Annotated in this window: 14 protein-coding genes; 8 read left to right on the top strand and 6 right to left on the bottom strand. The window is 62.9% G+C overall.

Going from position 1 to position 20,919, the window contains the following annotated elements:
* Window positions 1-2 precede the first annotated feature (2 nt).
* Complete coding sequence (gene gltB / locus FHS78_RS04265; RefSeq protein WP_167090776.1) at window positions 3-4,661, bottom strand: glutamate synthase large subunit; 4,659 nt, start codon at window positions 4,659-4,661, stop codon at window positions 3-5.
* A gap of 746 nt (window positions 4,662-5,407) precedes the next feature.
* On the opposite strand from gltB, the gene FHS78_RS04260 reads away from it, so the two are divergent.
* From FHS78_RS04260 to FHS78_RS04245, 4 genes are all read left to right on the top strand, one after another.
* Window positions 5,408-6,454 (top strand): threonine aldolase family protein, encoded by a 1,047-nt coding sequence (locus FHS78_RS04260; protein WP_167090663.1) that lies wholly within the window; start codon window positions 5,408-5,410, stop codon window positions 6,452-6,454.
* Window positions 6,455-6,564: 110 nt separating this feature from the next.
* Entirely contained in the window at window positions 6,565-7,017 is a 453-nt protein-coding gene (locus FHS78_RS04255) for an Hpt domain-containing protein (RefSeq protein WP_167090660.1), read from the top strand.
* 176 nt (window positions 7,018-7,193) lie between these two features.
* Window positions 7,194-9,872, top strand: a complete 2,679-nt coding sequence (locus FHS78_RS04250) for a bifunctional acetate--CoA ligase family protein/GNAT family N-acetyltransferase (protein ID WP_167090657.1) — start codon at window positions 7,194-7,196, stop codon at window positions 9,870-9,872.
* A gap of 134 nt (window positions 9,873-10,006) precedes the next feature.
* A complete protein-coding gene (locus FHS78_RS04245) occupies window positions 10,007-10,945 on the top strand; it encodes an RNA-guided endonuclease InsQ/TnpB family protein (RefSeq protein WP_167090655.1) in 939 nt (312 codons plus the stop codon).
* Here the strand turns inward: FHS78_RS04245 and tnpA are convergent.
* Window positions 10,874-11,296: an IS200/IS605 family transposase gene (tnpA, locus tag FHS78_RS04240; protein ID WP_167090652.1), complete on the bottom strand. Its 423-nt coding sequence runs from the start codon at window positions 11,294-11,296 to the stop codon at window positions 10,874-10,876. The genes FHS78_RS04245 and tnpA overlap by 72 nt on opposite strands.
* Before the next feature lie 21 nt (window positions 11,297-11,317).
* Between tnpA and FHS78_RS04235 the strand changes: the two genes are divergently transcribed.
* The 3 genes from FHS78_RS04235 (at window position 11,318) to FHS78_RS04225 (ending at window position 14,359) form a co-directional block, all read left to right on the top strand.
* On the top strand, window positions 11,318-12,598 hold the full coding sequence (locus FHS78_RS04235) for an RNA-guided endonuclease InsQ/TnpB family protein (protein ID WP_167090649.1): 1,281 nt from the start codon (window positions 11,318-11,320) through the stop codon (window positions 12,596-12,598).
* Window positions 12,599-12,903: 305 nt separating this feature from the next.
* Window positions 12,904-13,689 carry a PepSY domain-containing protein gene (locus FHS78_RS04230; RefSeq protein ID WP_167090646.1) on the top strand — a complete coding sequence of 262 codons (786 nt, stop codon included), beginning with the start codon at window positions 12,904-12,906 and terminating at the stop codon, window positions 13,687-13,689.
* Window positions 13,690-13,873: 184 nt separating this feature from the next.
* Window positions 13,874-14,359, top strand: coding sequence for a hypothetical protein (locus tag FHS78_RS04225; protein ID WP_167090643.1), 486 nt, complete (start codon window positions 13,874-13,876; stop codon window positions 14,357-14,359).
* 78 nt (window positions 14,360-14,437) lie between these two features.
* Here FHS78_RS04225 and FHS78_RS04220 read toward each other — a convergent pair whose 3' ends face one another.
* Window positions 14,438-15,991 (bottom strand): acyl-CoA carboxylase subunit beta, encoded by a 1,554-nt coding sequence (locus FHS78_RS04220; protein ID WP_167090642.1) that lies wholly within the window; start codon window positions 15,989-15,991, stop codon window positions 14,438-14,440.
* A gap of 118 nt (window positions 15,992-16,109) precedes the next feature.
* On the opposite strand from FHS78_RS04220, the gene FHS78_RS04215 reads away from it, so the two are divergent.
* Entirely contained in the window at window positions 16,110-17,099 is a 990-nt protein-coding gene (locus tag FHS78_RS04215) for an alpha/beta fold hydrolase (protein ID WP_167090640.1), read from the top strand.
* On the opposite strand, the gene hisN is transcribed toward FHS78_RS04215, so the two are convergent.
* The 3 genes from hisN to typA form a co-directional block, all read right to left on the bottom strand.
* Window positions 17,096-17,905: a histidinol-phosphatase gene (hisN, locus tag FHS78_RS04210; protein WP_167090638.1), complete on the bottom strand. Its 810-nt coding sequence runs from the start codon at window positions 17,903-17,905 to the stop codon at window positions 17,096-17,098. The genes FHS78_RS04215 and hisN overlap by 4 nt on opposite strands.
* 44 nt (window positions 17,906-17,949) lie before the next feature.
* Window positions 17,950-18,954, bottom strand: a complete 1,005-nt coding sequence (locus FHS78_RS04205; protein WP_167090636.1) for an amidohydrolase family protein — start codon at window positions 18,952-18,954, stop codon at window positions 17,950-17,952.
* A gap of 87 nt (window positions 18,955-19,041) precedes the next feature.
* Entirely contained in the window at window positions 19,042-20,913 is a 1,872-nt protein-coding gene (gene typA / locus FHS78_RS04200; RefSeq protein WP_167090634.1) for a translational GTPase TypA, read from the bottom strand.
* Between the last annotated feature and the right edge of the window lie 6 nt (window positions 20,914-20,919).

The raw sequence follows: 20,919 nt of genomic DNA, 5'->3' as shown, positions 1-20,919 counted from the left end.
GCTTACTCTCCTGCTGCGGCCATGGCCTGGGCCGCTTCCTGAGATTCCTTCAGTTCGCGCAGGGCGCGGCGGTATTCGACCGGCATCACCTTGCGGAACTTCGGCAGGAAGCTCTCCCAATTTTCAAGGATTTCACGCGCGCGCGCCGAATTGGTGTAGCGCGCATGATTTTCGATCAGCTGATGCAGACGTTCGGCATCGAAGCGGGTCATGTCGGACATGACGTCCACACGGCCATGCGCCTCCAGGTCGGTGGACTGATGACGGAGCTTCTCCATCAGCTCGTGTTCTTCCTTCACGGGCTCCAGATCCACCATGGCGAGGTTGCAGCGACGCTCGAACATGCCGTCCTCGTCCAGCACATAGGCGATACCGCCCGACATGCCGGCCGCGAAGTTGCGGCCCGTTTCGCCGAGGACGACGACAACGCCGCCCGTCATGTATTCGCAGCCATGATCGCCCGTGCCTTCGACGACGGCCACGGCACCGGAGTTGCGGACGGCGAAACGCTCACCGGCCACGCCGCGGAAATAGCATTCGCCGCCGATGGCGCCGTAAAGCACGGTATTGCCGACGATGATGCTCTTTTCCGGCACGATGCCGCTGACGGCAGGCGGATAGACGATCAGGCGCCCGCCCGAAAGACCCTTGCCGACATAGTCGTTGGCTTCGCCTTCAAGCTCCAGCGTGACGCCGGTGGCGACCCAGGCGCCGAAGCTCTGGCCCGCCGTGCCCTTGAACTTCACATGGATCGTTTCGTCGGGCAGGCCGGTATGGCCGTAGCGCCGGGCGATCTCGCCCGACAGCATGGCGCCGGTGGTGCGATCGGTATTGTGGATCGGAAGCTCGATCTGCACCGGCTTCTTCTCTTCGATCGCATCCTTGGAGGCTTCGATGAGCTTGCGGTCGAGGATGTCGTGGATCTTGTGATCCTGCTCCTCGCATTTGAAGATGTTCACGCCCGCCGGTGCGTCCGGCTTGTGGAAGAGCTTGCCGAAATCGAGGCCCTTTGCCTTCCAGTGGTCGACGACCTTGCGCTTGTCGAGCATCTGCATCTGCCCGATCATTTCGTTCACCGTGCGGTAGCCCATTTCAGCCATCAGCTCGCGAACTTCCTCGGCGACGAAGAAGAAGTAGTTGATGACATGCTCGGGCGCACCGACGAAGCGCTTGCGCAGTTCCGGGTCCTGCGTGGCGACGCCGACAGGGCAGGTGTTCAGATGACATTTGCGCATCATGATGCAGCCCGCCGCGATGAGCGGCGCGGTGGCGAAGCCGAACTCGTCCGCGCCCAGCAGCGCGCCGATGACGACATCGCGGCCGGTACGCAGGCCGCCATCGACCTGAACGGTGATGCGGCCGCGCAGGCGGTTCAGCACCAGCGTCTGATGGGTTTCGGCAAGGCCGATTTCCCAGGGGCTGCCCGCATGCTTGATGGAGGTGAGTGGCGAGGCGCCCGTGCCGCCGTCATAGCCGGAGATTGTCACATGGTCGGCACGCGCCTTGGAGACGCCCGCGGCCACCGTGCCGACACCGACCTCGGAGACGAGCTTCACGGAGATGAGCGCCTTGGAGTTGGTGTTCTTCAGGTCGTAGATCAGCTGGGCCAGATCTTCGATCGAATAAATGTCATGGTGCGGGGGCGGAGAGATGAGGCCCACGCCCGGCGTCGAATGGCGCACCTTGGCGATGACCGCGTCGACCTTGTGGCCGGGCAGCTGGCCGCCTTCGCCGGGCTTTGCGCCCTGCGCCATCTTGATCTGGATCATGTCGGAGTTGACGAGATATTCCGTCGTCACGCCGAAACGGCCCGATGCGACCTGCTTGATCGAGGAACGCATGCTGTCGCCATTCGCCATCGGCTTGAAGCGATCCGGCTCCTCGCCGCCTTCGCCCGTGTTGGACCGGCCGCCAAGCCGGTTCATGGCGACCGCCAGCGTCGTATGCGCCTCGCGGCTGATCGAGCCAAAGGACATGGCGCCGGTGGCAAAACGCTTCACGATCTCGGAAGCGGGCTCGACTTCTTCTAGTGGAACAGGCTTGCGGCCCACATCCTCGGCCTTCTTGATGTCGAAGAGGCCGCGCATGGTCAGCAGGCGTTCGTTCTGCTCGTTGATGCTTCTGGCAAAGGCCTTGTACTGGTCCTGGCTGTTGCCGCGCACCGCATGCTGCAGGTCGCGAACGGATTCCGACGTCCATGCATGGTCTTCGCCTCGAATGCGCTGGGCATATTCGCCGCCCACATCGAGCGCATTCTTCAGCACAGGCGCGTCGGAATAGGCGAGGCGGTGCCGCGCGAACGTCTCGCGGGCAATCTCGTCGATGCCGACGCCTTCGATCATGGAGACGGTGCCGGTGAAGTATTTGTCGCAGAACGAGGTGGCGAGGCCGACCGCGTCGAAAATCTGCGCGCCGCAATAGGACTGGTAGGTCGAGATGCCCATCTTGGACATGACCTTCAGGATGCCCTTGTCGACCGCCTTGATGTAGCGCTTCTCGGCTTCCTTCTGCGAGAGGCCCTCATCGAGGTTCGGCAGCAATTCATGCAGCGTCTCGAAGGCGAGATAGGGGTTGATCGCCTCGGCGCCATAGCCGGCCAGGCAGCAGAAGTGATGCACTTCGCGCGCCTCGCCCGTTTCGACGACGATGCCGACCTTGGTGCGCAGGCCCTTGCGGATCAAATGGTGATGCACGGCGGAGGTGGCGAGCAGCGCCGGAATGGCGATGCGCTCCGCCGAGATCAGGCGATCCGACAGGATGATGATGTTGTAGCCCTGATCGACGGCTTCTTCTGCGCGCTGGCAGAGCCGGTCGACCATTTCGGCCATGGCTTCCTCGTTGCGATCGACGGCGAAAGTCATGTCGAGCGTCTGGGTACGGAAATGATTGTCCGCGACCTCGCCGATCATGCGGATCTTTTCCAGATCCTCATTGGTGAGGATGGGCTGGCGCACTTCCAGGCGCTTCACCGAGGACATGCCTTCCAGATCGAGCAGGTTCGGGCGCGGGCCGATGAAGGAGACCAGCGACATGACCAGTTCCTCGCGGATCGGGTCGATGGGCGGGTTCGTCACCTGCGCGAAGTTCTGCTTGAAATAGGTGTAGAGCAGCTTCGACTTGGAAGAGAGCGCGGAGATGGGCGTGTCTGTACCCATCGAGCCGATCGCTTCCTGTCCGTCGGTCGCCATGGGCGACATCAGGAACTTCAGGTCTTCCTGCGTGTAGCCGAAGGCCTGCTGCGTATCGAGCACCGAGCCGTAGCGCGGCGTCTGCATGCGCGCGGACGGGGCGTGCATGTCCTCGAGCTGGATCTGCGTCTCGTTCAGCCACTTCTGATAGGGGTGAAGCGTCGCGAGGTCCGCCTTGATCTCGGCATCGGAAATGATGCGGCCCTGTTCGAGGTCGATCAGCAGCATCTTGCCGGGCTGCAGCCGCCACTTTTCGACGATCTTGTCTTCCGGTGCGGGGAGCACGCCCATTTCGGAGGCCATCATCACATCGCCATCGTCGGTGACGTAATAGCGGGCCGGACGCAGGCCGTTACGGTCCAGCGTCGCGCCGATCTGGCGGCCATCGGTAAAGGCGACCGCGGCGGGGCCGTCCCAGGGCTCCATGAGAGCTGCGTGATATTCGTAGAAGGCGCGGCGTTCTTCATCCATGAGCGGGTTGCCCGCCCAGGCTTCGGGGATGAGCATCATCATCGCATGGGCCAGCGAGTAGCCGCCCATGATGAGAAGTTCGAGCGCATTGTCGAAGCAGGCCGTATCCGACTGTTCCTGAACGGCAATCGGCCAGATCTTCTTGATGTCGTCGCCCAGCAGCTCCGATTCCATGGTGGCATAGCGTGCCGCCATCCAGTTCACATTGCCGCGCTTCGTGTTGATCTCGCCATTGTGGCAGACCATGCGGAAGGGGTGGGCAAGGCTCCAGGTCGGGAAGGTGTTGGTGGAGAAGCGCTGATGCACGAGGGCGAGCGCCGTCACCATGTCCGGATCGGTCAGGTCCTTGTAGTACTGTCCGACCTGGGCTGCGAGCAGCATGCCCTTGTAGACGATGGTCTGCGAGGAAAAGGAGGGAATATAGAGTTCCTCCGGCACATGGCCTTCCTGCTCCAGCAGCGTGTTGAAAATGCGCTTGCGGATGACGAAGAGCTTGCGCTCAAACGCGGCCTGATCGGCGCAGCTGTCGGCGCGCTTCACGAAAACCTGCATGTGGCGGGGCTCGGTCGGGATGACCGACTCGCCGAGATCGGAATTGTCCACCGGCACGTCGCGCCAGCCGAGAAGGGTCTGGCCTTCCTCGGCAACGATCCTGTTCACCAGTTCGACGATCTTCGCGCGCGCGTCGTCCGCCTTGGGCATGAAGAGCATGCCGACGCCGTAATGGCCTTCTTCCGGCAGCTCGATACCAAGCTTGCCGGCTTCCTTGCGGAAAAAGGCGTCCGGCATCTGAATGAGAATGCCCGCGCCGTCGCCCGCCTTGGGGTCGGCGCCGACTGCGCCGCGATGCTCGAGATTTTCGAGGATACGCAGGCCGTCTTCGATGATTTTGTGCGATTTCCGGTTGTGGATGTTCGCGATGAAGCCGATGCCGCAGGCATCATGCTCGTTCCGGGGGTCATAGAGGCCCTGCGCCGCCGGAAGGCCCGCAGCGTAAGCCATGGGCGCAGTGGCGGCGGAAGCTTTCAGCTTCGCCGTGCTTGTCCGCGTCTGGCCGATGTCTGCCCGCATTTCCGTCATTTCTTTCCATCCCTAACCTAGGCCCGGGCCGTGCCGATCCGGACGGAATGTCTTTCCGCTGCCGGACCCCGAACCGGGTCGTCACCTACGCCACTTTCGTCTCTCGCCTCGTCCTTCCGGTTCTGACCGGAGGGCCGGGCATTCCGGCACACCGGACGCCCGAGGGCGGGGGACGCCAGCGGATTACGCCTGATCGCAAGATCCCCGCGCGGTGGGCCCGCAAGCCCGTCATCTAGCACGCTCCACGACCCGGGCCAGCAGCCCGGGGGACATTTCAAGGTCCCGTTTCCTGGCGCGTGCCCCGGCTGCAGTGCCGCGTAGCCGCTCAGCTTTCTGCAGGGTGCTCCTTTTGCCCGGAGCGGGGCCACCTGACAAGTCTTCCGAAGGCCCAAATTACGCTTGACCGGCCGTCCGGAAAGACCCCGGGAAGCGGGGCTTCTCCGGGAGCGCGATACTGCCAGAACGGGGTCTTTTTAGCAAGAAAATATGACAGGACTACTGACCTATAAAATGACTCTTTGAATCAGGCGCTTAGCAGCTCCGGCCCCGGTGGCCGGCGATTGCGGCCGGGCGGCGGGCTTTCGGTCGCCCGCCTTCTCTTTCGCGGGGGAGCCCGTTACGATCCGCCCGGTCAAGCAATGCGGGCGGCGGGACCGGAGAAGGCGGCAATGGACTTTACCAGTGACAATGCGTGGGGCGTGGCGCCTGAAATCATGGCGGCGCTGGCGGAAGCCAATCGGGGCAGTGCCGCTTCCTACGGTGCCGACGATGCCACCGCCCGGCTTCAGGCCGTCATGGCGGATCTGTTCGAGCACGAGGTCGAGGTCTTCCCCGTTGCGACCGGCACGGCCGCCAATGCGCTGGCGCTGGCCTGTCTTACGCCGCCATGGGGCGCGGTCTTCTGCCACGAACTCGCGCATGCCCATATCGACGAATGCGGCGCGCCTGAATTTTTTGCCGACGGCGCCAAATTCGTTCCGATCGCGGGTGAAAACGGAAAGCTCGAACCGGATTCGTTCAAGAGCGCGTTTCGTCTGCTGCCGCTCGGTAATGTCCATAACGTGCAGCCTTCGACGCTGACGCTGACGCAATCCACCGAATGCGGCACGCTTTATTCCCTCGACGAGATCCGGGCGCTTACCGATATCGCCCATTCGCGCGATATCGCAGTTCACATGGATGGCGCGCGTTTTGCCAATGCGGTCGCCGCGCTCGATGTTTCGCCGGCGGAGATCACATGGAAGTCGGGGATCGACGTCATGTCGTTCGGCGCGACCAAGAACGGTGCCATGGCGGCCGAGGCGGTGATCTTTTTCGACAAGCATCTGGCGCGCGATTTCGCCTTCCGGCGAAAACGCGGCGGACACCTCTTTTCGAAGATGCGGTTTCTTTCCGCCCAGCTCGAAGCCTATCTGAAAGACGGATTGTGGCTGCGTCTGGCAGCCCACGCCAATGCGATGGCGCGCGAGCTTGCCGAAGGTCTCGGTGCAATGCCGGGCGTGGATATTCATTTCCCCGTACAGGCGAACGAGATTTTCGTCCGTATGCCGGTCTCCATGTCGAAAGGACTCAAAGAGGCGGGCGCGCGCTTCCATCCCTGGCCGATGGTCGGCGATAACGATCAGGCGCGAACGGTGAGACTGGTTACGTCATTCCAGACGGAAGCCGAAGCCGTGGCGGAATTCCTGGCTCATGCGCGGGCGGCGGCAGGGTGAAGGTCAATCCGATACACGCTGTTTTAAGCTTTAATTAACGCTGATCCGCATAAGGTCTGGATTGTCCGTATTGTATGCCGCTTTTCCTTCAGGTGCTCGAAAACGGAACCATGGCCTCATTCGACGAAAACGGTTCGAGCGAGTATGCGCGCCTGATCGCCAAGGCGGAGGCGGCCGTGGACGCCTTGCGCGACAGCTACAAGGACCAGCTTCGCCAGGATATCGATCAGATGTTTGCTGTGTGGGGAAAGCTGGAAGACGGAGCGGATCGCCGGCAGGTGATGGATGAGATCTACGCCATCGCCCATAATGTGAAGGGGCAGGGCGGTTCTTTCGGTTACGATTTTGTGACCGCGCTTGGCTCGTCGCTATGCCGATTTCTGCGTGCGGCTCCCATCTGCTCCGATGAAGATCTGAACATCGTTCATGCGCATATGGAGGCGCTGGCGCTTGCCGTTTCGGAAGATATGTCCGGCGATGGCGGGGCGAAGGGCCGCAAGATCCTGCACGACCTTTCTGCGATGACGGGATATCCCATCGACGGCAGTGCGATTGAAGGCTGAATTTCCTTTAGCCATTCTTCCTTTGCGTCAGATCAAACCCATGCGGTTTTTCATGTGAAGAAGTGCGCCGCGGCCACTTGTCCGCTCGCGATAAGCGCCGTTCTGTGTTTCCATCCCCTTATGTTCGAGCGCCCCTCTCCTGCTTGAATTCCGCTCCCATATCCGTCGAGGTTCCCATGAGCATCCGAAACCTCCATCAAATGTTTGCGCCGAAATCGGTGGCACTGATCGGTGCCAGCAATCGCGATGGCAGTATCGGCAAGGTTGTTCTGCGGAACTTGCGAAGCGCCGGGTTCGACGGTCCGATATGGGCCGTCAATCCGCAGGGTGGTGTGATTGGCGGGGAGGAGGCCTATAAGGACGTCGCCTCGCTGCCCGAGGCGCCCGACCTTGCCGTGATCGCGACGCCGCCCCACACCGTGCCGGGCATTATCGGCGAACTTGGCGAAAAGGGAACGCGTGCCGCGGTGGTCATCACGGCGGGTTTCGGCGAACTCGGCGAAGAAGGACGGGCGCTCCAGCGCAAGATGCTGGATGCGGCAAAACCCTATCTCCTGCGTATCGTCGGTCCCAATTGCCTCGGCATTCTGGCGCCGGGCAACGGCCTCAATGCCTCTTTCACCCATTTGCCGCCGGTCGACGGCAATGTCGCTTTCGTGTCGCAGTCCGGTGCCATCGTGACGGCCATTCTGGACTGGGCGACGAGCCGCAAGATCGGCTTTTCCCATATCGTCTCGCTGGGCGGGATGTCGGATGTCGATTTCGGCGACATGCTGGATTTCCTCGCGCATGATCCGAAGACGAAAAGCATTCTGCTCTATGTCGAGTCGGTGACCGATGCGCGCAAGTTCATGTCGGCCGGCCGGCAGGCGGCGCGGCTGAAGCCGGTCATGGTCATCAAGGCGGGCCGCCATGAAGAAGGCGCCAAGGCGGCGCGATCGCATACCGGTGCGCTTGCCGGGTCGGATGCGGTCTATCACGCCGCTTTCCGCCGCGCGGGCATGTTGCGTGTGCAGGGCGTGGAAGATCTGTTCGATGCGGTGGAGACGCTTGCCATGCGTTCGGAGCGCAAACCGCTTCTTGGCGACAGGCTGGCCATCCTCACCAATGGCGGCGGCGTCGGCGTTCTGGCAACCGACGATCTGATCGACGAGAGCGGGCATCTTGCCTCGCTGGCGCCGGAAACGATCGAAAGCCTCAACAAGGTGCTGCCTCCGACCTGGAGCCGCGGCAATCCGGTGGACATTATCGGCGATGCCGGCGCGCAGCGCTATGCGGACGCGATCGAAGGTTTGATGGGCGATCCGAATACGGATGCGCTTCTCGTGCTCAACTGCCCCACTGCCGTGGTGGACAATGTCGAGGCCGCGCGGGCGGTCGTCGATGCCGCGGCGAAGAGCCGGAAGCCGCTCTACACGAGCTGGCTCGGCGATCAGGGCGCGCGGGCGGCGCGGCAGGTTTTTCTCGACAACAAGATCGCGACCTATGACACGCCGGGCCAGGCGGTTCATTCCTTCATGCTTCAGGTTCGGTACGATCGGAATCAGCGGTTGCTGATGGAAATACCCCCGGCGGGGCCCGCATGGCCCGAGCGTGATCTGGATGCGGCGCGTGCAATTATCGACAAGGCCGCGGGCGCAGGCCGCGAATGGCTGACCGAACCCGAAGCGAAAGCACTGCTGAAGGCCTATGGCATTCCGGTCGTGGAAACGCGCACGGTGAGTTCCGTCGATGAAGCGGCGGCCTGCGCGGAGGAAATCGGTTATCCGGTGGCGCTGAAAATTCTCTCGGCCGAAATCACCCACAAGACCGATGTCGGCGGTGTCGCGCTCGATCTTGAAGACAAGGATGCCGTGCTGCGGGCGGCGCGGCGTATGCTCGACCGTGTCGCGGAAGCAAAACCCGACGCGAAGATCGACGGGTTTACCGTTCAGCGCATGGCGAGCCGTCCGAGTGCCTTCGAGCTCATTCTCGGCATGATCGACGATGCCACTTTCGGCCCGGTGCTTCTTTTCGGGCAGGGCGGCACGGCGGTGGAAGTCGTGCGCGACCAGGCGATGGCCCTGCCGCCGCTCAATCGGGTGCTGGCCGAAGATCTGATCCGGCGTACGCGCGTCTCGCGGCTTCTCGACGGGTATCGCGGACGCCCCGGCGCCGATTTCGATGCGATTGCGGGGACTCTGATGGCGATCGGGGATCTCTCGGCGGACAATCCGGATATCGCGGAACTCGACATCAATCCCCTCTGGGCGGATGAAGAAGGCGTGCTGGCGCTCGATGCGCGTGTGCGCCTCAAGGCGCCGAAGGGCAGGGGCTCTTCGCGGTTTGCGATCCGGCCCTATCCCGGCTCACTGGAAAGTGCGATTGCCGGACGCGACGGCAAGATTTATCCGATGCGGCCTATCCGGCCCGAAGACGCGCCGCTGACGGACGACCTTCTGGCGCATACCGATCCGGAAGACATCCGGCTGCGCTTCCTGTCGCCGCTCAGAAAGCTGCCGCGTCAGCTCGCCGCGCGCCTGACGCAGATCGACTATGACCGGGAGATGGCCTTTGTCGTGTTCACCGACGAGACGCGCCAGCATCTCGCGGCGGTGGGTCGTCTTTCCGACGACCCGGACCGGGAGCGCACGGAATATGCGATCCTGGTGCGGACCGATTTCCATGGACATGGCCTCGGTTACGGGCTGATGAACAAACTCATCGACTATGCGCGTGCGCGGGGCGTGAAGCAGGTCTTCGGTCACGTGTTGCGCGAGAACAAGCCAATGCTCGATCTGTGTGCCGAACTCGGCTTCACCCGCCATCAATTGCCGGGCGAACCGAGCGTCTTCGAAATGCAGCTCGATCTCTGAACAAAACAGAAAGGCGGGCCGTTTCCGGCCCGCCTCGGTTCATCCGTATAGCGCGGGAAACTCGTCGTTCAGGGCGGGGAGGAAAGCGCCCATCGATAATTTGCATTTGCGCGGCCTGTGTCCATATCGACGCCATGAAGGTTTTTCGGGCCTATAGATTCCGGCTGAAACCGACCGAGGAGCAAGCCGCGCACATGTGGCAGTTCTCCGGCGTGGTGCGGCTTGTCTATAATCTCGCGCTGGAGCAGCGCCGGGACTGGTGGCGCCAATACACGGCCAACACGGGCAAATCTCTTACCTATGTCGCACAGGCCCGCGAGCTCACCGAACTGCGCCAAAGTTTCGACTGGATCGCTGTGGTCTCCCAGACGAGCCAGCAGCAGGCGCTGCGCGACCTCGATCGCGCTTATGCGAATTTCTTCGCCGGACGCGCCGGGTATCCCACACCGCGGCGCCGGGGCGTGAACGATGCGTTCCGTTTTCTGGGGCGCGAATGCCGGATCCGCCGCCTCAATCGGAACTGGGGGATGATCCATCTCCCGAAAATCGGTGAGGTCCGCTTCCGCTGGACCCGGGATATCGCCGGCACCGTGAAGAATGTAACCGTGTCACGTGCCGCGCTTGGCTGGCATGTCAGCATTTCTTGTGAAGTCGAGATCGATAAGACGAAGAAGCTCAACGCTGAGGCTGTCGGAGTCGATCGCGGAGTCGTGCATACATTGGCCTATTCAGACGGTGAATTCGCCGACCTGCCGCTGGAGCGGTTGCGTGTTCTCGATCGCCGGGCGCGCAAGCAGGCACAGGCGCTCGCCCGCTGCCGCCACGGCTCGAAACGCCGGAAGAAGGCAAAAGCGCGTCTGGCCCGGACCAGGGCGAAGGCGGCGCGTATCCGCAAGCACTGGATCCATGAACGGACCGCCCATTTGTCACGCCGTTTCGGCACCGTCGTGATCGAGGATCTGAACCCCTTGGCGACGCAATCCCCTTCGTTCAGGAAGGGGTCAAGGAGCCTTTGGCTTTCGTTGATCCTGGATATATTGCTTCACGACTTCCAGAGGCGCCCCGCCGCATGAAACCGCACAATAGCTGGGAGACCAGAACGCATCGCCCCAGAGCGACCGCGTGACCTCCGGATAGTCCATCTGGCGGATGACACGTGAGCTGGCGCCTTTCAGGCTATTCACCAGTTTGGACAGCTGCACCTTCGGCGGATATTTCACCAGTAGGTGGACGTGATCATCTTCGCCGTCGAACTCGAGGAGATCTGCCTCGAAGTCGCAGCAGATTTTTTCCATGCGGGAGCGAAGGCTTTCCCTAACCCTGGCGGTGATAACGGCGCGGCGGTACTTGGTGACAAAGACCAAGTGCACGTAGAGTTCAAATACAACGTGCCGGCCGGTATTTAGATCTCTTGTTTTTGTCATAGACCAACATATATTTCATCTATGCACGTTAACAAGGCATACCGGTTCCGGATTTATCCGAACAAAGAGCAAGAAGTTTTTTTCGCTCGCGTCGCCGGGTGCTGCCGATTCGTCTATAACCTCGGCCTTGAGCAACGGCGGGTCTTTGGGCGACCGGGACGGGGGTTTACTTACATCACTCAGCAGAACCAGTTACCGGCCCTCAAGAAAGAGGCGGAGTGGTTGGCTGAGGTGCCGTCGCATACGTTGCAGATGGCGCTTCGCGCTCTCGATCGGGCCTTCGTCAACTTCTTTGAGGGGCGAGCCGCCTATCCGCAGCCACGGCGGAAGTTCGAGAATGACAGCTTTACCTTCCCGGACCCCAATCAGATCCGGATCGACTTCGGTCGGTCTCTCCTCATCCTTCCAAAGCTAGGGCGAACCAAACGGGACAATGGCCCCGTCGCTATTCGTCAGCATCGCCGCCTAAAGGGTACTCTGCGATCGGTAACGATCGCGCGGGAGGGTGAGCATTGGTATGCCTCGATCCTCATGCGCGTGCGCGTGAAGGCGCCAACACAGAGAAGGGACAATCCTGTCGGTGTTGATCGTGGCGTCGACGTGCCATTCATGACCTCCGATGCGCTCGCGCTCGGCCAGGAGACCGAGACGAACCGGATGCGGGAGCGCGAGTGCCGGTTGGCCCGTACGGTCAGTCGTCGTAAGAAAGGATCCAGAAACCGGGCGAAGGCCCTCAACGCACTACGCCGGCACAAGTCGAAAATGGTGCGACGCCGCCGGAACGCGACACACAAGGCGACAGCGGCACTTGCCAAGAACCACGGCATCATTGTTGTCGAAGACCTGAAGGTCGCGAACATGACCGCATCTGCAAAAGGATCGGTCGAAACACCTGGTCGCAACGTCAGGCAGAAAGCAGGCCTCAACCGGTCCATCCTGGACAAGGGATGGGGCGAGTTCGTGCGCCAGCTTGAGTACAAGCTTGGCTGGACAGCAGGCGTGCTGATCAAGGTCGATCCGGCCTATACCAGTCAGACCTGCCCTGCTTGTGGCGTTGTCGATCCAGCGAGCCGCATCACGCGAGACTGCTTTGTCTGCCGCTCCTGCGGACATGCAGATCATGCCGACGTGGTCGGTGCCAAGGAAATACTGCGGAGAGGACTGGAGAAGCTCGCCGCACAAGGTATCATTCTCCCCGGCGGAGGACATCCGCTGGCAGCCTGTGGAGAGCTCGGGGTTACCCGCTCGATGAAGCAGGAAGAAACGGCCAATAGGCTGGAAATTCTGGAAGTCGCGGTATGATGCAAAAGCAGAATGCTGCCAATCAGAAGCCCCTTCTTTCAAGGAGGGGAGAAGTCACGCGATGCATCCTTCGGGCCTTCCATCCGCCTTGCGGCCGGCTGGTTTCTGGCCCGTTCCGGACCCGTTTTGGCGTCCGGTCCCCAATAGATGGGGGGTGTTTCGGGCGCTTCAAGTGAGGATATCCGCCACCGTCGTCGCGGCCTGCACGGGTGAACCCGGGCTGAACGGAAGGTCCACGATAGGTTCAGCGAGGTCCCGTCATTCTGCGCCTCAGCAATTGGTTTTCCAGCCGACAGGAGGCAGACATGACGAACACTTTTTTCAAGGCCGCGGCGGCGGCCGGTATTCTGGGCGCAATGGCGATGGCCGCTCCGGCCCAGGCCGGCGCCGGGAATTTCGTGCTGACATTCGGTACCCATCATGCCGGGCCGCAAACGACCGCTCAGACCATCGACTATCGCCGCGGGGCCCCCGCCTGGCGGGCGCATAACGGACGGGTGATGCCGCTCAACCGCGTCGTCCGCCTCGTCGAGAACCGCTCCGGCGGCACGGTGACCGATATTCGTCTTGCCAAGAACCAGCGCGTCTATCGTCTGGAAGGCGTCACGCGCCTCGGCATGATCGTGGACGCGAAGGTGGATGCGCGCACGGGGCGGATCCAGTCGATCGATTTCAAGAAGTTCCGCCCGCGCTACGACCCCAAGGGCATGGACATCAACCGCTTGCTCGCCAAGCTCAAGCGCAAGGGCTTTCACGGGTTCGACGTCGTCAGCCTGAAAGAGGAGCGCGGCGTCTATCGTGTGCGGGCGCTCAACAAGCGCGGTCGCCCGGTGGTCGTGCGGACCAGAGCGCATAACGGTCATATTCTCAATGTCCGCAATGCCGCCAACTATAACGGCCCGGCCTATAAGCGCGGCGGTCGCCACGGGTTCAATCATTGGCGCAAGGGCGTCACCGCGCATGGCTACAACCATTTCGGCAAGCCGACCGATTATGGCGATTACTATGAAGTGAGTGCGCGCAACCGGCATGGCAAGCAGGTGCGGCTCGACATCTGCCCCTATACGGGCAAGGTCCTGCGCGTTCTGTGAAAGATGACCGGCCTGCCGGTTCGCACCGGCAGGCCGGCTCCCCTCCCTTTTCCCGAATTTCCCGGAAATCCGCGTCTGAAGCTGAACGCCGGATGAACGGCCATGCCAGCGCCCGTTCAGCGCGGATGGCCGATCATCGTTTCAGCATCAGGGGGACGATCGAATGACGGAAGGAGCAGGAACGATGAGAAAGGCATTCATTGTTGCCGGTCTTGCGGCCGGCATGGCGTTTTCGGCGCCCCTGGCGGCGCAGGCATCGGCAGGTGTCCTGGGCGTGAACGCGAAGACGACGGCGGCCGCGAAGGTGGAAACGGTCGACTATCGGCGCGGCCCCAAACAGGGCGGTCGCCATGACCGCAACTATCGCGATCATCGACGGCACGACAGATATCACCGGCGTCACGAGCGCCGCCACGACCGGTATGAGCGCCGGAGCCACAGGCGCGGCGGCTATTACCGTCCGGCGCCGAGGCGCCACTACCGGCCTTTCGCCCATTGGCGTCCGCGCTATGAGCGCCGGTACCGCCGCTGGGGCAAGCCGGTCTATTACGCGCATCATCGGCGCTGGGGGGCTGCCTATCGCGTTCGTGCCTATGATGATGCGCGCGACCGGGCCGTGATCCTGTGGATCAGTGCGATCACGGGCGCAATTCTGCTCTCGCAGTACTAACGCGCGGTTTGGGGCACGGAGGGACGAGTTGCGTGAGTGGGGACGACTGGGCTCCGGTGCGTATCGCCGGAGCCCTTTTTATGGACGCATCGTCGCGAGATAAGGCCCCTTCGCGGTTTCGCGGCGGGGCGCGGCCCAGTCCAGCCACTCGCAAAGGCGGGGGCGGGTTTCGCGCGGGTCGATCAGCTCGTGGACGGAAAAACCCTCCGCGCGGGGAAAGGGCGATTGTCCGGCGGCGAGTTTTTCTTCCAGTTCCTGGCGCAGCGCTTCGGGGTCTTCGGCTTCGGCGATCTGGCGGGCGAAGGCGACGGCGACCCCGCCTTCCACGGGAAGCGCGCCCGTTGCCGCGCTCGGCCATGAGAGAACGAAACCGTCCGGTCCGAAATGCGCCGCACCGGCGACCCCGAACACCTTGTGCACGATGACGCTCGCCCAGGGCACGCGGCTTTGCATGACGGCGGCGATGGCCGCTGTGCCGTGGCGGATGGTGGCGGACTGTTCCGATGCCGAGCCGATCATGAAGCCCGGCTCGTCCACGAAGGACAGGACGGGCAGGTTGAAGGTGTTGCACATGTCGACGAAACGGCGGAGCTTCTGTGTCGCCTGCGCCGTCATGGCGCCAGCGTAGAATTTGCAGTCATTGGCGATCACGCCGACGCTTTTGCCGTCGAGGCGTGCCAGCCCGGTGATGAGAGAAGGGCCGTATTTCTTCGTCATCTCGAAGAAGCTGCCCTTGTCCACCACGGCCTTGACGATCTTGCGCATGGCAAACGGCTTGCGCCGCTCCCGCGGGACGATGTCGATCAGGCTTTCCTCCATGCGGCCGGGGTCGTCTTCCGGGGCGATGTCGGGCGGCAATTGCCAGACATTGTCCGGCAGATAGGAGAGGAATTGCGCGATCTGCTTCAGCGCATCCTCTTCGTCGCTTGCCACATTGTCGATGACGCCCGAGCGCGCATGGACTTCGGCGCCGCCGAGTTCTTCCTTGGTGAGGTCTTCGCCGAGCGCGCGGGCGACGACTTTGGGCCCGGCGATCAGAACTTGCGCATTCTCCGCCATGACGGAGAAATGCGACGCGACAAGGCGCGCGGCGGGCATGCCCGCCACGGGGCCGAGCGCGGCGGTGGCGACGGGCACCTCGCCGAGCACCTGGGTGATGGAGCGGAAACGCGGCGTGGAGAAAACGGGATCGCCCATGGGACGACCGCCCTTCTTCGCCGATCCGGCGACGCTGCCGCCGCCCCCTTCATGCAGGCGGATGAGCGGAACCTTGTAGGTGAGGGCCAGCTCCTCGGCATAGACGCTCTTGCGCAGGCCCGCCGGGTTGGGCGAGCCGCCCTTCATGGTGAAATCCTCGCCGCCGACGGCAACGAGCCGGCCGTTCACCTTGGCAAAGCCCAGAATATAGTTGCCGGGCTCGAAGCCGATGAGATTTCCCTCGTCGTCGAAATGCGGCACGCCGGCGCCTTCGCCCAATTCGCGGAAACTCTCACGGTCGGTCAGTTTCTCGATCCGCTCACGGATGGTCAGGCGGCCTTTCTCGTGCTGGCGCCCGACGGCTTCCTCGCCGCCCTGCTCGCGGGCGAGGCTGCGGCGTTTCCTGATTTCCTCGGCTTCCTTTTCCCAGCTCATGGCCTGCTGTATCCTCCGGAAAATTCTCAAGTGCCGCAGACCCTAAAGGAATTCAGGCCTTGAGTTGAGTGTTTCCGGTCCCGTTCAGGGGGCTGCCGGAGGAGAAGGGGGGATTTTCGTGAACAAGCTGGCGGCTGCGCCGCTTATCGAGATCGAGGGCTTTACGGCGCCCGGGGGTGCCGAGGCGTGCTGGCTGGAGGCGACGGACGGGGCGCGGCTGCGCGCCGTCACATGGACGCCGGAAGCGGCGCATATCGAGAATTGCCGGGGAACGGTCTTCCTGTTCGGCGGGCGCACGGAATTCGCCGAGAAATATTTCGAGGTGATCGGCGAACTCATTGCCCGCGGTTTTGCCGTCGCCACGATGGACTGGCGCGGGCAGGGGCTTTCCGCGCGCATGCTGGACGATCCGCGAAAAGGCCATATCGACGACTTCGCGACCTTCGATCGCGATCTCGGGCTCTTCATGGCGGAGATTGCACCCGCTTTCCCCAAGCCGTGGATTGCGATGTCGCACAGCATGGGCGGCAACATCCTGCTGCGCGCCTGTCACGATCATGCCGACTGGTTCAGCGGGGCGGTTTTCTCCGCGCCCATGCTGGGCTTGCGGCTCGGCAATGCGGTCAACGCTTTCGGCGCGGCCATGCTGGCATATGGCGGCAGCGCGCTGGGTTTTGTCGGGCGCTACATTCCCGGCGGCGGGCCCGCGGCGGCGGATGAAGAGGCTTTCGAGGACAATATCGTGACCTCGGACGAGTGGCACCACGCCGTTCATCAGGCGCTGGTGCGCGCCGATCCGGCGCTCGGGCTTGGCGCGGCGACCTTCGGCTGGGTGCGCGCGGCGATCCGGTCCATCTGGATGACGGAGAAAGAGGATTATCTGCGGGAGATACGCCTCCCGGTTCTCATTGCCCAGGCGACAAAAGACCGGCTGATCGATGGCGGTGCCCTTGAGCATGCGGCACAGCACATTCCCGATGCGGAACTCCTTCGGGTGGAGGGCGCCGAGCATGAAATCCTGATGGAGCGGGATGCGTTGCGAGCCGTGTTCTGGCAGGCGTTCGACCGCTTTGCGGCGAAGCTGGCGCCGCGCGGTTCGCTTGACTAGTCGGCCGCCGCGGGCGTCAATATCTCCAGCGCAGCCGCATGCAGTTCCGGCGTGGCGGCGGCGACCACCTGACCGCCCTGTTGCGGGTCCTTGCCGCTCCAGGTCGTGACGATGCCGCCGGCATTCTCGACCACGGGAATGAGGGCCTGAATGTCATAGGGCTGGAGCGAGGATTCGACCACGAGGTCGAGTGTGCCCGCCGCCAGCAGGCAGTAGAAATAACAGTCGCCGCCGAAGCGGCGCAGGCGGACCTTCGAGGAAATCTCGCGGAAGGCCGCTTTCTCGGCATCGACGGTGAACATGCCGGGATCGGTGTTGCCCAGCAATGCGTCCTCCAGCTTCTTGCACCCGCTCACCTTGAGCGGAAGCGCCTTGCCGCCGCGAATGAGTTCCGTGCCGCCGGGCCGGCCGATGAAACGCTCGCCGATATAGGGCTGATCCATCAGGCCGATGACGGGCTTCGTGCCGTCATTGAGACCGATCAGCGTGCCCCAGAGCGGTACGCCGGAGATGAAGGAGCGGGTGCCGTCCACCGGATCGAGGATCCAGGTGAGGTCGCTTGCGCCATCATGATTGCCATGCTCCTCGCCGAGAATGGAATGGTCCGGATAGCGCTCGAGGATGAGTTTGCGGATCGCCGTTTCGCCGTCGCGATCCGCCGCCGTGACGGGGTCGAAGTCGAAATTGCCGCGCTTGTTGTCCACGGCGAGGCCGGAGCGGAAATGCGGCAGGGTGACGGCGGCCGCGGTATCGGCAAGCTCAAGTGCGAAGCTTGCCAGTTCATCGATTTTTTGGGGATCGAGCATTCGGACCTCTCAGCGTTTGGCGCATATTGGTCGCCGTCGCCTGACTAGTCCAGCCGGTAGACCCGTTTTGCGGTGTCGTGGAAAAGCGCGGTCTTTTCGTCCTCGGAGAAATCCTTCGCCATCTTCTTGAAGGTATTCCAGAGCACGCCATAGGAACAGGAGAGCTTGTCCACGGGGAAATTGCTCTCGAACATGCAGCGCATGGGTCCGAAGGCGTCGATGGTGTGGAGATACCAGTCGCGCGTCGCCTCCACGAGTTCGTCGGAGGTCGGCGGCGTGGGGCGCTTGTGCCAGCCGAAGCCGTTCACCGCCATGTTGATGCCGCCGAGCTTCGCCGCGACATTGGGGCAGGAGGCCAGCTCATGGATGTCCTTCTTCCACTGCTCGAAGATCTCCGTGCGTTTCCCCTCATAGGGACCGACGCCGAGCGGCCCGCCGAAATGATCGAGAATGATGGTGGTATTCGGGAAGGCGCGGGCGAGATCGGTGAGTTCCGGAATTTGCGGGTGAAACAGCCAGGCGTCGAAGGTCATTTCCTTCTGTTCCAGCCGGGCGAAGCCTTTGCGGAAGTTGTCATGGCCCAGAAGCCCCTTGGGCGGGCGGGTGTGCGACTCGCGAATGTCGGGGCTGTCGTCATGGGCGTTGGCGTGGCGAATGCCGCGAAAGCGCTCCGGCGCGCGCAGCATGTGCCATTCCAGCACCTCGTCTACCGCATCGCCGAGCGTCAGGTCCGCAAAGCCGACAATGCCGGCTGCGATCCGGGTTTCGCCGAAGCCGCCGCTCGCGGATTTCGCGGCAATGCCGTTCACATATTCGGTTTCGCCGAGCGGGGCCATGGCGGCGGTCGCGCCGGCCTCGTACATGGAGCCGCATTCGACGAAGACGGTGGCGCGGATGTTGTGCCCGCTCCCCGTATCGGCAAGCAGCTCATCCAGCTCGTAGCGTGAGCCGGGATGATCCCAGAGGTGATGATGCGGATCGACGATGGGGCGTTCCGGCTCCAGCGCCTCTTCCGTTACCTGTGCGAGCCATTCCGCATTGCCTGCCATGGGGGTCTCCTCCGTTGCGAGCGGAAAAGACTGGCACCCGGAAGGTTGAGAGGCAATGACTCACTCCGCGTTCCGTGTGAGCGAAGGTTAGCCCGCCCTTGCGTGTTTCTTGCGCTCGTTGGGATCGAGATAGCGCTTCCGCAGCCGAATCGACTCCGGCGTCACCTCCACCAGCTCGTCATCCTCGATATAGGCGATGGCCTGTTCGAGGGTGAGCGGGCGGGGCGGGGTGAGGCGCACGGCCTCGTCCTTCGAGGTGGTGCGGATATTGGTGAGCTGCTTGGCCTTCAAGGGGTTCACGATCAGGTCGTCGGACCGCGAATTCTCGCCGATGACCATGCCCTCATAAACCTTGGCGCCCGGGGCGATGAAGAGCACGCCGCGCTCCTCCAGATACCAGAGCGCGTAAGGCACGGCCTCGCCCGCGCCATTGGCGACGAGGACGCCGTTGCGGCGGCCTTCGACTTCGCCGCGATAGGGACCGTATTCCTGGAAGACGCGGTTCATCACGCCGGTGCCGCGCGTATCGGTCAGGAATTCGCCGTGATAGCCGATGAGGCCGCGCGAGGGGCAGTGGAAGATGATGCGTGTCTTGCCCGCGCCGGTGGGGCGCATGTCGATCATCTCGCCCTTGCGGAGAGAGACCTTCTCGATGACCGTGCCGGTGAATTCGTCATCCACATCGACGGTCACTTCCTCGATGGGTTCGAGGCGGTTGCCGCTGTCGTCCTGGCGATAGAGCACGCGGGGACGGGAGATGCCGAGTTCGAAGCCTTCGCGGCGCATGTTTTCGATGAGCACGCCGAGCTGCAATTCGCCGCGGCCCGCGACCTCGAAGGAATCCTTGGTTTCGCTGTCGGTGACGCGGATGGCGACGTTGCTTTCGGCTTCCTTCATCAGCCGCTCGCGGATGACGCGGGACTGCACCTTCTTGCCTTCGCGCCCGGCGAGCGGCGAGTCGTTGATGGAAACGGTGATGGAAAGCGTCGGCGGGTCGATGGGCAGCGCGTGAATGGCGTCGTCGACCGCCGGATCGCCGATGGTATCGGCCACGGTCGCTTCCTCAAGGCCCGCCACGGCGACGATATCGCCGGCCTTCGCCTCGTCCACCGGCACGCGCTGAATGCCGCGGAAGGCGAGAATGCGCGTCAGGCGGCCCTTTTCGACCTCGGAGACATTGCCTTGCTTGTCGCGGCGCAGTGCATGAACAGGCATGTTCGGCTTCGCCGTGCCCTTTTCGATGCGACCCGTCAGGATGCGGCCCAGATAGGGGTCGGATTCGATGGTCGTCACCAGCATGGCGAAGGGCTCGTCCGCCGAGCCGTCCGTCAGCGCGCCGGGCGCGGGGAAATGGTCGACGATCTTCTCGAAGAGCGGCTGGAGGCCCTGCTCCTGCGCATCGGATGCGGTGAGGTCTTCGCATGCCCAGCCTTCCTTGGCGGAAGCGAAGATGGTGGGGAAGTCGAGCTGCTCGTCATCGGCGCCCAGCGAGGCGAAGAGGTCGAAGGCCTCGACATGCACTTCGTCGGGGCGTGCGTCGCCGCGGTCCACCTTGTTGACGACCACGATGGGCTTCAGCCCCAGCGAGAGCGCCTTGGAGGTCACGAATTTGGTCTGGGGCAGCGGACCTTCGGCCGCGTCCACCAGCAGCACCACGCCGTCCACCATGGAAAGGATGCGCTCCACCTCGCCGCCGAAATCGGCATGGCCGGGCGTGTCGATGATGTTGATGCGGATTTCCTCGCCGGCATGGGGGCCGGTTTCCGGCTTCCAGGCGACGCTGGTGCATTTCGCCAGGATGGTGATGCCGCGCTCGCGTTCGAGGTCGTTGGAATCCATCACCCGTTCCGCAACCTGCTGGTTATCGCGGAAGGTGCCGGACTGGCGGAGCAATTGGTCAACAAGCGTCGTCTTCCCATGGTCGACATGGGCGATGATCGCGATATTCCGGAGCGACATGAGTTC

Source organism: Parvibaculum indicum, assembly GCF_011762095.1.
GTDB classification, from domain to species: Bacteria; Pseudomonadota; Alphaproteobacteria; order Parvibaculales; family Parvibaculaceae; genus Parvibaculum; species Parvibaculum indicum.
Note: the sequence above shows the minus strand (reverse complement) of the source record. Positions and strands in the feature narration are given on the sequence as shown.